The organism is Rhizobium sp. BK060, assembly GCF_014193145.1.
GTDB lineage: Bacteria > Pseudomonadota > Alphaproteobacteria > Rhizobiales > Rhizobiaceae > Rhizobium.
Map to the genome: position 1 here is coordinate 285666 of NZ_JACHYW010000001.1, position 13161 is coordinate 298826.

14 protein-coding genes and 3 pseudogenes are annotated in these 13161 nt (G+C 59.3%); 7 read left to right on the forward strand and 10 right to left on the reverse strand.

The annotated features are described in order from the left end of the window. The first annotated feature begins 40 nt into the window (after window positions 1-40). The 6 genes and pseudogenes from FHT71_RS01300 to FHT71_RS01325 form a co-directional block, all read left to right on the forward strand. The gene (locus tag FHT71_RS01300) at window positions 41-904 is read left to right on the forward strand and encodes an ABC transporter permease (RefSeq protein ID WP_183718732.1); all 864 of its coding nucleotides are present in this window, start codon (window positions 41-43) and stop codon (window positions 902-904) included. Then, entirely contained in the window at window positions 904-1695 is a 792-nt protein-coding gene (locus FHT71_RS01305; RefSeq protein ID WP_007801520.1) for an ABC transporter permease, read from the forward strand. Before FHT71_RS01300 ends, FHT71_RS01305 begins: the two co-directional genes overlap by 1 nt. Further along, complete coding sequence (locus FHT71_RS32230) at window positions 1692-2786, forward strand: ABC transporter ATP-binding protein (protein WP_183718734.1); 1095 nt, start codon at window positions 1692-1694, stop codon at window positions 2784-2786. The genes FHT71_RS01305 and FHT71_RS32230 overlap by 4 nt, the downstream gene beginning before the upstream one ends. Before the next feature lie 9 nt (window positions 2787-2795). Next, window positions 2796-3530, forward strand: coding sequence for an MBL fold metallo-hydrolase (locus FHT71_RS01315; RefSeq protein WP_183718736.1), 735 nt, complete (start codon window positions 2796-2798; stop codon window positions 3528-3530). A gap of 13 nt (window positions 3531-3543) precedes the next feature. Next, entirely contained in the window at window positions 3544-4977 is a 1434-nt protein-coding gene (locus tag FHT71_RS01320) for an aldehyde dehydrogenase family protein (protein WP_183718738.1), read from the forward strand. 3 nt (window positions 4978-4980) lie between these two features. Continuing rightward, window positions 4981-5385: pseudogene (locus FHT71_RS01325) on the forward strand (ABC transporter permease); the annotation flags it as partial. Between the two features lie 300 nt (window positions 5386-5685). Here FHT71_RS01325 and FHT71_RS01330 read toward each other — a convergent pair. The 6 genes and pseudogenes from FHT71_RS01330 to FHT71_RS32110 all read right to left on the reverse strand — a co-directional run bounded on the left by FHT71_RS01330 (window position 5686) and on the right by FHT71_RS32110 (window position 7651). Further along, complete coding sequence (locus tag FHT71_RS01330; protein WP_132588070.1) at window positions 5686-6108, reverse strand: type II toxin-antitoxin system VapC family toxin; 423 nt, start codon at window positions 6106-6108, stop codon at window positions 5686-5688. Beyond that, the gene (locus FHT71_RS01335) at window positions 6105-6371 is read right to left on the reverse strand and encodes a type II toxin-antitoxin system Phd/YefM family antitoxin (RefSeq protein ID WP_183718787.1); all 267 of its coding nucleotides are present in this window, start codon (window positions 6369-6371) and stop codon (window positions 6105-6107) included. The genes FHT71_RS01330 and FHT71_RS01335 overlap by 4 nt, the downstream gene beginning before the upstream one ends. 192 nt (window positions 6372-6563) lie before the next feature. Beyond that, window positions 6564-6671 (reverse strand): annotated as a pseudogene (locus FHT71_RS31295) (hypothetical protein); the annotation flags it as partial. Between the two features lie 103 nt (window positions 6672-6774). Beyond that, window positions 6775-7030 (reverse strand): annotated as a pseudogene (locus FHT71_RS01345) (isocitrate lyase/phosphoenolpyruvate mutase family protein); the annotation flags it as partial. Then, the gene (locus tag FHT71_RS01350) at window positions 7027-7257 is read right to left on the reverse strand and encodes a hypothetical protein (protein ID WP_132588069.1); all 231 of its coding nucleotides are present in this window, start codon (window positions 7255-7257) and stop codon (window positions 7027-7029) included. The gene FHT71_RS01350 and the pseudogene FHT71_RS01345, both read right to left, overlap by 4 nt. A gap of 28 nt (window positions 7258-7285) precedes the next feature. Next, on the reverse strand, window positions 7286-7651 hold the full coding sequence (locus FHT71_RS32110) for a DUF982 domain-containing protein (protein WP_281412114.1): 366 nt from the start codon (window positions 7649-7651) through the stop codon (window positions 7286-7288). A 737-nt stretch (window positions 7652-8388) separates the two neighbouring features. Between FHT71_RS32110 and speB the strand changes: the two genes are divergently transcribed. Then, complete coding sequence (gene speB / locus FHT71_RS01360; protein WP_132588066.1) at window positions 8389-9393, forward strand: agmatinase; 1005 nt, start codon at window positions 8389-8391, stop codon at window positions 9391-9393. Here speB and FHT71_RS01365 read toward each other — a convergent pair. The 4 genes from FHT71_RS01365 to FHT71_RS01380 form a co-directional block, all read right to left on the reverse strand. Next, complete coding sequence (locus FHT71_RS01365) at window positions 9354-9881, reverse strand: flavin reductase family protein (RefSeq protein WP_183718739.1); 528 nt, start codon at window positions 9879-9881, stop codon at window positions 9354-9356. The two genes, speB and FHT71_RS01365, sit on opposite strands and share 40 nt — an antisense overlap. 15 nt (window positions 9882-9896) lie before the next feature. Then, window positions 9897-11249 (reverse strand): LLM class flavin-dependent oxidoreductase, encoded by a 1353-nt coding sequence (locus tag FHT71_RS01370; RefSeq protein WP_183718741.1) that lies wholly within the window; start codon window positions 11247-11249, stop codon window positions 9897-9899. A 96-nt stretch (window positions 11250-11345) separates the two neighbouring features. Then, on the reverse strand, window positions 11346-12284 hold the full coding sequence (locus FHT71_RS01375) for a LysR family transcriptional regulator (protein ID WP_183718743.1): 939 nt from the start codon (window positions 12282-12284) through the stop codon (window positions 11346-11348). Window positions 12285-12295: 11 nt separating this feature from the next. Continuing rightward, on the reverse strand, window positions 12296-13024 hold the full coding sequence (locus tag FHT71_RS01380) for a UTRA domain-containing protein (protein WP_183718745.1): 729 nt from the start codon (window positions 13022-13024) through the stop codon (window positions 12296-12298). Window positions 13025-13161: the final 137 nt, after the last annotated feature.

The window sequence follows — 13161 nt, forward strand, 5'->3', positions numbered from 1 at the left end:
TCTCCCTTATTGTCGGGAGAGGGCATTCGGAGGCTTGTCCGTGGCTGCTTTTCCTCTTGAAGATGCCGAACGCCGCAAAGGCTGGGGTTTTGTGGCTCCAGCCCTTGTCTGGACGATCGTCTTCTTCGTCGCCCCTTTTCTCTTCATGGCGGCCATGAGCCTGTGGGCGCAGCAGGGCGGATCGATCGTCCGCGTCTGGAACTTTGGCAACTACATCGCCTTCTTCGAGAAGGACGCGCTGTTCCGCGGGCTGACGAATTCGTTGGAAATTACCGCCATCGTGACGGTTCTCTCGATCCTGCTTGCCTATCCTCTGGCCTGGATCATCGCCGAGCAGGTGCCGCAAAAATATCAACGAACGGTGTTGATTCTTGCGATCCTGCCGTTCTGGACCTCCTACGTCGTTCGATCCTATTCCTGGCTGCTTGTGCTGTCGCGCAATGGCGTAATCAGTCAGACCCTGATGAATTTGGGCGTCATCAGCGAGCCGCTTGAGCTCGCCAGCAACCGCACGGCAACGGTGATCGGCTTCGTCCATTTCTTCGTCATGCTTCTCACCCTGACGATTTATGCCAATCTTGTGCAGCTCTCGCCGAACTATCGCCGCGCGGCAGCCGACCTCGGAGCGAACGCTTTTCAGACCTTCTGGCATGTCATTCTGCCGCTGACCATGCCGGGGATCATGACAGGTGCGTTCCTCACCTTCGTGCTCTGCATCGGTGACTATGTCACGCCGCAGATTCTCGGAGGCAACAATGAGCTTGTCCTGCCGCAGATCATCATGCTGCAGCTCGGCCGACGCGCGGATTTCCCGATGGCCGCAGCGCTTTCGATCATCCTCATGCTCGCGGTTACCGCCGCCTACGTCGCCTGCGCGCGTTGGCTGAAAATCGAGAGGACGTAATGACGCGCGATAGGCTCACAAACATCGCCACCAGCGTCTACGCCGTCGTGATCTTCGGCTTCATCTTCCTGCCGGTTATTGTGCTGGTGCTGTTTTCCTTCCAGGATGGACGCCTGCCAGTGCCGCCGTTCAATGGGTTTTCCCTGCAATGGTATGAAGCCGTCTTCGCCGATCGCAAGCTGATGTCCGCGCTGCTGCACTCCTTCCTGGTGGCAACGTTATCGTCTCTCGTTGCCTGCCTTCTCGGATTTCTGGCGGCCTATGCGCTCGCGCGCTTCAAGCTGCCAGGCTCGGCTTGGCAACGCGGACTGCTCATCGCGCCGATGACGGTCAGCTACCTTATCATCGCGCTTGGGTTACTGACCGTCCTCAACGTGCTGGGCATCGGTCTTTCGCTCTGGACCGTGGGCATCGGTCACGTGGTGATCAATCTGCCGCTCTGCTTTGCGATCATCTATTCGTCGATGGGCGACCACCATATCAACATCGAGCGCGCAGCACGCGATCTCGGCGCCAGCGACATCAAGGTCATGGTTCTCGTGACCGCGCCAATGCTGCTGCCGTCGCTGCTCGCCTCTTTCTTCCTGTCGATGACGTTCAGCTGGGATGAGTTCATCATCGCTTTCTTGCTGTCGCGCTTCGACGTGACGCTGCCTGTCGAGATCTGGAGCCTGCTTCGCTCCGGTCTCAATCCCAAGACCAATGCCATCGGATCACTGGTGTTTCTCGTTTCAGTCACTTTGCTGATTGTGTTGGAACTGTTCCTGTTTGGAAGGACAAAGAAATCATGACCGCGCCAGTTTCAATCGAGAACGCGACGAAGACCTTCGGCAGCTTTACCGCGCTGGACGACGTTTCCCTCGACATCAATGCGGGTGAATTCATCGTCCTGCTCGGGCCCTCCGGCTGCGGCAAGACCACGCTCCTGTCCATCCTCGGAGGCTTCCTGTCGCCGACCAAAGGGCGGATTGCGATCGGCGGCAAGGAGATGACCAACGTGCCGCCGGCAAAGCGTCCGACGACGACGATGTTTCAAGACTACGCGCTTTTCCCGCATATGAAGCTCAAAGACAATGTCGGATTCGGCCTCAGAATGCGCGGTGTCGGCAAGGCGGAGCGCGAGGAGCGCGCGAAGGGATTCCTTGACCTTGTGGGCCTCAGGTCCTCCGCCGACAAGAAGCCGCACGAGCTATCGGGTGGTCAGCGCCAGCGCGTGGCGCTCGCCCGGGCCCTGGCTGTCGATCCCGACGTGCTGCTGCTCGACGAACCGCTCGGCGCGCTGGATCTCAAGCTTCGCCGACAGATGCAGGACGAGTTGAAAGCAATCCAGAAACGCGTCGGCACAACCTTCGTTCACGTCACCCACGATCAGGAAGAGGCAATGGCAATCGCCGACCGGATCGTGGTGATGAATCAAGGGAAAATCGAAGACTTTGGCCCACCGTCCGAAATCTACATGCATCCCCGCTCACTGTTTGCAGCCGGCTTCATGGGTGAGGTGAACTTCGTTCCCGGCACGCTCGCAGATGTTGACAGCACCCAAGCAATCGTCGAGACGACGCTGGGGAAGGTCGCATTGCCGAAAGCCTGCTTCACGGCAGGCTTGCCGTCCGTCGGGCAGGCGACGACACTTTGCATCAGGCCAGAACATTTCCGCCGGGCCGGCGAGGGGGGTGGCCCTGTCACCGCGCTGGGCCAGGCCACCGTTGCCGGCAGCGCCTTCTTCGGAACGCATTATCGCTGCCATCTGACGCCCGCCGGCGCTCCCGAAACGAGCATCGTCGCGCACATGCCGCAATCGGCGGCGGTGATAGCAGGTCAGCCCGTCACGCTCGCTGTCAATGTCAGCGATATCGTAGCCTTGCCGTCGAAACAGGCATAGGCTGAGACCATGGAACGTGTCGCCCCGGACAAATGGTACGAAGTGAAACGGCTGGCGGACGACGTCACCCTTATTTCGGAGCCCTTCATCCAGGAATTCTACCGATGCAACATCTGGCACGTGCGCGGGCGCGATCGCGATATGCTTGTTGACAGCGGTATGGGCGTCGTGTCGCTGCGCGAATGGGTGCCTCTCGTCACCGAGCGCGATCTGATCGCGGTCGCTAGCCACACCCATTTCGACCATATCGGCTGCCATCACGAGTTCGAGTGCCGGGCGGTCCACTCAGCGGAGGCCGACCTGCTCGCCGATCCGACGCGGGCAAACACCCTTGCCGACCCCTACGTCACCGACAGCATCTTCGACGCGCTGCCGCCGGAACCCTACTGCTCGAAATGCTACAGCGTGAAGAAAGCGCCGGCGACGCGCATCCTGGAGGACGGGGACATAATCGATCTCGGCGACCGGTCCTTCGAGGTCATCCATACGCCCGGCCACTCGCCGGGCGGTATCGCTCTTTGGGAAGCGCAGACGGAAACGCTTCTATCCGGCGATATACTTTATGACGGGCCGCTGATCGAGGACAGCTACCATTCCAACGCTGCCGGTTATCTCGCCTCGATGGAGCGGCTTTTGACCGTGCCGGCCCGCGTCGTGCATGGCGGACATTTTCCAAGCTTCAGCGGCGAGCGATACCGCCAGTTGATCACGGATTGGCTGAACGAAAAACGGAAGAAGATCTGACGGGAGTGACGATATGCTCGACAAGCGCAAATTCTACATCAATGGTGAGTGGGTAGCGCCGTTGGTGGCGAATGATCTCGAAGTCATCAATCCGGCTACCGAAAAGCCGGTTGCGGCGATTTCGATGGGTACGGCCGCCGATATCGACCGTGCGGTAGCGGCTGCGAAGAAGGCGTTTGCGACCTACAGCCGCACAAGCGTCGAGGAACGCCTGGCGCTGCTCGAAAGGCTGCTTGAGATCTACAAGTGCCGCTACGAGGAGATGGCGCAGACGATCACACTCGAGCTCGGTGCGCCGATCACCATGAGCCGCGAACAGCAAGCCGACGTCGGCGTCGGTCACCTGCAGGGTTTCATCGATGCCCTGAAGCGCCTGAAGATTCGCGACACGCTGCCGAACGGCGACGTGCTGCTGCGCGAGCCGATCGGCGTCTGTGGGCTGATCACCCCCTGGAACTGGCCAATCAACCAGATTGCACTGAAGGTGGTTCCGGCACTTGCGACAGGCTCGACCTGTGTGCTGAAGCCTTCGGAGTTTACACCGCTCAATGCCATGCTCTACGCAGAAATGATCCATGAGGCCGGTTTCCCGGCTGGCACCTTCAACCTCGTGAACGGTGACGGCGTCAATGTCGGCGCCGCGCTTTCGAGGCACAGGGACGTCGATATGATGTCCTTCACCGGCTCGACACGCGCCGGCATTGCCGTCAGCAAGGACGCGGCAGACACAGTCAAACGCGTAACCTTGGAGCTTGGCGGCAAGTCTCCCAACATTGTCTTCGAGGACGCCGATCTCGAGGACCGCATCACGGGAAGCGTCCTTGAATGCTTCAACAATTCCGGCCAATCCTGCGATGCGCCGACCCGCCTCCTCGTTCAGAGATCGGTCTACGACAAGGTCGTCGAGATTGCCGAGCGTGTCGGCCGCGAAGCCAAGGTCGGCAATCCCGAAGTAGAAGGTGGCCACATCGGCCCGCTTGTCAGCGATGTCCAATTCGGTCGCGTGCAGGCACTGATCAAGGCGGGCATTGCCGAGGGTGCACGCGTTCTCGTCGGCGGAGCCGGCAAGCCCGAAGGCTTTGAGACAGGCTACTTCGTCAAGCCAACCATCTTCGCCGATGTCAACAATGACATGCGGGTCGCTCGTGAGGAGGTATTCGGGCCAGTGCTGGCCATCATGCAATTCGACACGGAAGACGAGGCAATCACGATCGCCAACGATACCAACTATGGACTGGCTGCCTATGTTCAGAGCGGTGACCCTGCTCGCGCCGAGCGCGTAGCGACAAGACTGCGCGCCGGAATGGTCCACATCAACGGGGCCCCGCATCGCTATGGAAGCCCGTTTGGCGGCTACAAGCAATCGGGCAACGGGCGAGAAGGCGGAATGTTCGGACTGGAGGATTTTATGGAATTGAAGACACTCCACCGTCCCGATGCTGCCTGATCAAATCTCATTCGTATGTTTGGATGGCCGGTGGCGTTGCTGATGGCACTCGGCGCGACTGCAGGCGCGCTCAATACGATGATGAGTTCGGTTTCTGACCGGGCGGTCGAGATCGCTACGGTGCGCGCCCTGGGTTTCAGCCGCCTGTCAGCCTTCATTGCCATGTGGGCAGAGGCGGTGGCGCTGGCGGCGGTCGGAGTGATCTTCGGCCTCGTGGTGTCGTGGTTCGTATTCAACGGATGGCAGGCCAGCACCATCGGTGCAAACAACGCCAGCATATCCTTCGAACTCACTATAAACGAGGGCGTACTCCTGACACCGGGGCTTCTCGGTTTGTCAGTCGGCATCGTTGGCGCCGCTCTGCCTGCCTTTTACGCCACTCGCTTGCCTTTGACAGCCGCTTTACAGGATGATGTCGTTTGGTCGGCGGCGCTGAAAAACAACGAGGAGTTTCTGTCGCAAAAGTCTCTGGCGAAAGTCAGAGATTTGCGACCGACTTTTGCGAGGGCAAGGCCATTTCGGTGAAGGATTAGCGACCCACACCGGCCCCGAGCCGTGCGTTGGCGTCAGTGAGGGCGTCGGCAGGGGAGTGCATAGGCCAGCCGTTGAGCCGCGAAATAGTCTTGGTTCCGGGGGCCGACGTTGTTCGCAAGACGGAAGGCAATACGCACGAGCACGCTATAGCAAGTGCTCGGACGACCCGGCACCTCACTCGACCCATGGATCGATGAGTTCGATACCGAAGCCCTCGAAATCCTTGGTGTTGCGTGTCGCGAGAGCGAGGTCGTGGGCAATCGCGGTGGCCGCGATCAAGCCATCCATCGATGACATGCCTCGGCCGCTCCGCTTTGCGTCGCCCATCAAATCACCCCAGGCCAGAGCCACACGTTCGTCCACTGGAATGACACGGCGTTCGAAACGTTGTGGCAGATCCCGGGCGAGCCACTCGACCAGTGCATCGCGCTTTCGTCCGTTGTCCATGAGGGCAACACCGCGACGAATTTCCGCAATCGACACGACGTTGATAAAGGTGCGGTCCTCGTCAAGGCCATCCAACCATTCGAGAACGCGGCCCTCGGGACGCGGCTTTGTCACTTCTGACAGGACATTGGTGTCGAGCAGCAGTCTCACAGCGGCAGATCACGTGGTTGGTCGCGTTGACGGTCGAGGTCGAGATCGGCACCGCGTAGTGGCGACTCCATCAGAAACTCAGCGAGCGTGCCCTTGCGTGCGGTCTTCCGCTGCCATTCTTCAGCAGAGACGACAACGACGCTAGGCTTGCCGTTTCGGGTGATCGTCTGCGGCGTGGTTTGCGCGCGGTCAATGACTTCTGAGAGTTTCGCCTTCGCGTTGGCAACGGTCCAGCTTCTCTCGTCGTGCGGTGATAGCTGCATTGTACATCTCCTGACTATTGTGACTATCGTGACTATATAGTCCGCTAGCGGGCGGACGCAATCGTGCTGTGGAACGAGTTCGGTCTGGTCGAAAGCCTCAATGCGGCTGTGGCAGGATGGGCACCGATCCCGCAATCCGCAACGATGCGTCGCGCATGCAACCTGGGTTGCCAACCGCCATCGCCGCCGAAAGTACGGCTGCGCTTTCTCGGCAAGACATGGGGAGCAGAACTGCAGCCAGGTCGAACTGTCGCGACGAAGCGGCAATAGCAACGATTTCGATGAGCGCGTCAGCATCATCGTCGAAAGCCGCTGTGGTGAAATGCCGCGCAAAGCAGGTTCTCGACGTGGGCCGGAAGCCTGAGGTCCAGCGAGGCCCACCACATCCCTGCATGAAGCCCGAGCCAAATCCCTTTTCGAGGTCGGCGGAAACCGGAAGGGGTGTCGCCGACACCAGAGAACGGCAATGGTTCAAGGTCTCCTCCCGAGACGCTTGTCCTTCAGCAACGCAAAAACGCCATGCCGGCGCTCGTTGTTGCCAAAGCTCGAAAGCCCAAGGCTGCAAGTAGTTTGGCTGCTCCAACGTCCCACGGATTGGGAATGATGAAGGCGCCCGGTTCTTCATGCAGCAATCGAAATTCAGTTCGTTTGTCTTTCATGATGCCTGTATCCCTCCACAGCCAAGCTTGCCGTAGGCTGCCATAGGCACCAGAACAAATAAAGAACCAAATCGCAAAGTCGCTTCGCGTGCCTGGATGACCGCTATCTGGGAGGTATATTGCTTCTCCACGTTCAGGATCACGTCTTTGGCATGTAACAATCGGCAGGGAGTTGTCGCGTTATCGAGCTGTGATGAACTTTCGCGCGGCTGTTTGAGATCAGGCAACGGCGCCCGTCACGGGCCGCCGAAGTACTTAGGCAAACCTGAATGCGACGTTTGCATCAAGGGCCGCCGCCAGGAAAGATAGTTCGGCTTCGTCCTGGGTCACTGTGCCGGTGGCTGTCCCAGCACAGGCCTCCATCGCAAGGACGAAGGCGGCGCCACTCGCGGTCGGCCAATTGGCAAAAAGCATGTCAAGGGCTTCCTCTGCAGATCCAATGACGTGGAAGGCTTGATGGCGCTCGACGACTAAGACGAGCCAGTCCGGGGTCGACACAAGATCTCCGATTCGGCTTACGAGCGACGGGCAAATGGTGGATCGCACTTTGGCCAGCGCTCGACATTTGAGGAGAAAATTCTCACCTGGCGATCCACTCTGTAAACCCCAGCCGTGACACATTGTTCCACGCTATTAGCCTGCCGTATCAAAAGGCGAAGTAGTCCCGTAATTCCCCGAAGTTTCTACCGGAGGGGGCGGCCCTGAATAGAGGCGCGCGTCCGCTCGAAACTTGGCGGAGATACTGCCGAAATCACCTTGCCAAAATGCCTTTCCAGTTCCCTGGATAGGTCGTCGGCAGAGGTCATCCCGTGCCGGAAACGTTCGATAAGCAGTTTCGCCGCGACGTTATAGCCTTCCGGATTGGCAAGGCTACTGGTGAACAGTATCCTGCCGCGTCGATGTGATCAGCGCCTCTACGCATTGGGGCGCCGTCAGATTGTCGATTTCCAAAGAACGATCGACAGCTCGAGCTTGCCTTGCGACGTCAAGCAGATCGCGTGGACCCTCATATTCGAGGACAGTCCTGACTACGCCGGCGGCAGTCGATACTTGGTCACAATGATAAAGAGCCACTTGAGCGAGCCCTCGTTGAATATGCTGTCTGCACGCCCCGACTACGCCGGCTCACCATCCCAATTTCGGTTTCGTGCGGGGTGCTCGGCACTCGCCGCTGACCGCTGGCCCGCAAGCGGCGGGCGATGGGTATGAAATTGGTGGGCATTCCCGCGATTGGTCTGATGCCATAGGCAATGTTTCAAAGAACGCGAACATCCCCCCTTCTCTTCAGGCATGGGCTTGCGCGCGCGACATGAGCATCGCAGATTGCGCGACAGCCATTGCGGACACAGGACAGAACGATGAGTGGACCTTTCTTTCAACCGGTTGATGCTGCTGAAGTTCCACGCTTCGCCGGGCATTCTACCTTCATGCGCCTACCCGCCGTGCAGACGGCTGCCGGGCTTGATATTGCCCTTGTCGGTATTCCCTGGGACGGCGGCACAACGAACAGGGCGGGCGCCCGGCACGGGCCACGGGAGGTTCGCAATCAGTCGAGCCTCATGCGGCGCGTACACCATGTCTCAGGGACCGAACCGTTCAGTATCGCGAATGTCGCCGATGTCGGCGATCTCTCCGTCAACCCCATCGACCTTATGGACGGCCTCAAACGGATCGAAGAGGGGATGAATGAGATTGTCGCCGTCGGCGCCATTCCCCTGTCGGTGGGCGGTGACCATCTGACCACGCTCCCCGTGCTGCGCGCGGTGGCGAAAAACCGGCCGGTTGGACTGATCCATTTCGACGCGCACTCCGATACCAATGATCGCTATTTCGGAAACAACCCGTACACGCACGGGACGCCGTTTCGTCGAGCGATCGAGGAGGGACTGCTGGACCCGAAGCGGATGGTTCAGATCGGAATTCGCGGTTCGATCTACGATCCGGGCGAACATGACTGGGCGAAGCAGCAGGGCATCCGGATCATCTACATGGAAGAATTCGTCAGCCGTGGGGCTGACGACGTGATGCGCGAGGCGCGAGAAATCGCTGGTGAACTGCCAGCCTACGTTACCTTTGATATCGATAGTATCGATCCATCCATGGCGCCGGGAACGGGAACGCCAGAGGCGGGCGGCTTCACGACCCGCGAGGCCCAGCAGATGATCAGGCTGCTTGCCGGAATACAGATCGTGGGTGCCGACGTCGTTGAAGTCTCCCCACCATTTGATCTGGCCGGCATGACGGCGCTTGCTGGCGCCACCATGATGTTCGAACTTCTATGCGTCATCGCCAAACAGGTCGCGGATAGGCGCACTGCCGGCGGTCAGGGGTGGATGACCGCCTCTTCGGACAGCCGTCGGTAGCCGCCGCGCCAGTAGAGCAGGGGTTCGACATCCTCGCGCGTTTCGATCGCGCAAACGCGGCCGATAAGGATCGCGTGCGAATGGTGATTGAGCACCGTTTCGAGCTCGCAGTCGAGAACCGTCAGCGCATCTTTCAAGGCTGGTGTTCCAGTCAAAAGGCTATACCATTGCGCGTCTTGATAGCGTTCGACGCCGCGCCGGCCGCAGAACCCCGCAAAGGATTGCGCGATATGCTGTTGGTCGGCGGTAAGTACATTGACGCAGAAGCGGCGATACCGTTCAACCACGGGCCAGGAGGACGATCCGCGATTGAGGCTGACGATCACCGACGGCTGATCTGCGGAAAGGGAAGAAACCGAGGTCGCGGTAAAGCCTGTCCGTTCTTCGCATTCACCAACGGTGACCACGCTCACGGCACCGGCCAGGTGGCGCATCGACAGCTTGAACGCAGATTGATCGACGATAGGCTTGGTTGCCACCTTTTCCATCTGCTCTCTCCCTTGTTAGCTCGTGACCTGTGCCTTCGCAAAACGGTTGGCCGGCATTGAAAGGCCGAGGTTTTCCCGCAGCGTCTTGCCTTCATATTCCTGGCGGAAGAGCCCACGACGGCGCAATTCAGGCAGGACGAGCTTCACAAAATCATCAAGGCTCGAGGGCAGTGTCGGGAACATCAGAATGAAACCATCCGCCGCGCGGGTCTCGAACCACTCTTCCATGAAGTCGGCAATCTGTGCCGGCGTGCCGGTGATGCCGTTGCCCGTATGCTTCTCCGCATAGTGCCGCACCAACTCGCCGACGGGGCGCCCGCTCTTGACGAAATCGGTAAGCTCTTCGAACAGCGCGCGCGACCCCTTGGGTTGCGTCGGCAGAAGGTCCATCGGAAACGGTTTGTCCAATGGGACGCCGCGCAAATCGGCTTCCAGAAACTCGGAAAGCATCAGGCGACCGACGTCCGGATGCATCTTGTCGATGAGGTAATTGACCTTGGCCTGCGCCTCGGCTTCCGTTTCGCCGACGTTCAGCACAACACCCGGCATGATCTTGAGGTCGCAGGGATTGCGACCGTAGGCGGGCATGCGTCCTTTGACGTTTTCATAGAATGCGCGATTTCGATCGATGTTCGAGGCGAGGCTGAAAACGATCTCGGCCGTGCGCGCTGCCATATCCATACCGGGTTCGGAGCCGCCGGCCTGCGCGATGACGGGCCGGCCTTGCGGTGATCGCGCGATGTTGAGCGGCCCGCGCACCTGGAAGTGTTTACCCTTATGGTTGAGCGTGTGGTGCTTGGTTTTGTCGTAGTAGACACCGCTTTCGCGGTCGAGGAGCAACGCACCCTCTTCGAAGCTGTCCCACAGACCAAAAACGACGTCCACGAACTCGTTGCCGCGCTCGTAGCGCAGCGCGTGCGGGTCCAGCCCCTCGCGATTGAAATTGTAGCCCGTCTCGTCGTGGTCCGAGGTCACGACATTCCAGCAGGCGCGGCCGCCGCTCAAATGGTCGATAGAAGCAAAGAGGCGCGCGACATTGTAGGGCTCGTAGTAGCTGGTTGAAACAGTGGCCACGAGCCCGAGATCTTTCGTTGTCACTGACAGGGCTGATAGCAACGACAGCGGTTCAAAGCGGTTCATCTTGGTCGGAATGCGGGCAAGAGCGTCGGGGTCGCCGACGGCGGCAGCCGGAGAGTCGGCCATGAACATGAAATCGAACTTTGCCGCCTCCGACCGTTTGGCAACGTCGAGGAGATGACTGAAATCGTTGGCGCCGTGGACATTGCTTGCCGGATGCAGCCAGGAGGCCGGATGAAAGCCGAACGTATAGACGAAGGTGCCCAGTTTCATCTTGTCGGTACGCGCCATGACATTCTCCCGCAGGCTTTGATCTGTGAGCGCCTAAGGTAGCGTCACGCGACTTTTTTCATCAATATCGCAGCACTGACTTCCGATTTAGTTTTTCTAAAGAGTGAGAGGCGCCGAGATCTGCGCCTGTCGTCGAGAGATGGCAATGAGCCAGTCGCGAAACTCCGAGCCGTAGGGTTTTTGCAGCGCGGAGCGATCCCAGGCAAGGAAATAGCTCTCGCGCAGCGGCATTCTGATATCGACGGGAATGACCAATGTCTGCGCTTCCAGTTCGTCTGCGATCATCGACATCTGCGCAAGCACGATGCCTCGCTTGTTGACGGCCGCGTCGATAGCGCTACTCGATAGGGTAAACGACAAACCCGAGGGTGGGCCTTTGACGTCCGCCCCGATTTTCGCGGCAAATTCCGCCCAACTCGGGTAGGGCGTGAAATGTCGCTCCCATTCGACATGCAGCAGCGGATAGGACAGCAGATCGGCGGCGGCCGGTCTCCTGCCTTCAATTAGGGCCGGCGAGCAGGCCGGAACGACCCAATCGCGAAACAGTTCGGCGTAGTGGTCATGCTGCAAGACGTCGGATCCGTAACTGACGCGGAAATCGACTTCATCAAACCCCATTCGGGGCTCCTTGTCGCGACCTGTCACCCGCACATGCGCATCGGGATGGAGCGCTTGCCAGTCGAAAATGCGCCTGCCGATCCATTTGTTGACAACGGACGACAGTGCGCTGAGAACGAGCGCATTTTCGTTGCGTGCACGCTCCAGCACCTGCTGGGCGAGCGCAAATTGCTCAAAGCCCTTCGATATCTCGCGGTGGTAAAGCCGACCCCATTGCGTCAGCTCGACAGTCCGGCCGCTCCGTTCCACAAGCGTGATGCCCAGAAAACTCTCGACCTTGCGTAACTGCTGGCTGATGGCACCGGGAGATACGTCCAGCTCCGCTGCAGCGGCCATCACGCTGCCGCAGCGGCCGACAGCTTCGAATGCTTGCAGCCCTTTGAGGGGTATTCCCCGGAATATCTGTTCTTCGCTCAAAGCGTTCCTCACTATGGCTGTCGACGTGACGCACGCTTTTCGGCCGGATGAAAAATGCCTGCAAACTGGAAGCGATCGCCAGGATGCGTGATCTCGACATAGGTTACCATGCGATCATTCTGCCAGGTCTGACGAGTGAGGGTGAGGCAGGGCTCGCCACGGTCAATCTCAAGAATGCGGGCCGTCGCGGCATCGGCCGAGACTGCCCGTATCACATGCTTGGCCTTCGACCACGGCACTTGCGACAGGAGCCATTTCGCAGGAGGCGCGCCCGCAAAGCTCTCGTTTCTGGCAAGCGGCACCGTATCCAGCAAAATGATGCGTCGCTCTATTGCCGTGGGCCTACCATCGACGATATGCAGACACTGGATCCGAAGGATTTCGGCTCCCGAGGTGCTGTCCAACCGGGCAGCCTCGACAGGGTCTAGGGTCTCGATCCTTCGCGTCAAAATCTGATGGCGATGCTCATAGCCCGCCAAGGTCGCCTCGGTGCCGATATCCTGGATGTCCATGACGGTGCGGTCGATCTGCGGCGAGGCGACGAATGACCCGGTTTTCCGCTTCCGTACGACAAGACCACGGTCGACAAGCGCCGTCAGGGCCTTGCTCACGGTCATACGCGAACAGCCGTAGTCATTGACGAGGTCATGTTCTCTTGGAACGCGATCACCCGGGCGCCATTCTCCGCTGAGGATCTTTGCCTCGATATCCGTGAATATCCTGAGATAAATTGGCTCCAAGACGCGACCTCATCACTCTCGCAGCAAAACGATGCAAACGCGAAACTCGCGCCTCCAAGCGGCCGTTCGGCACAAAAATTGCGTTTGTCGACTTTGACGTTGACACCTTAGGCTAGCGTATATCTATTTGTATAGTC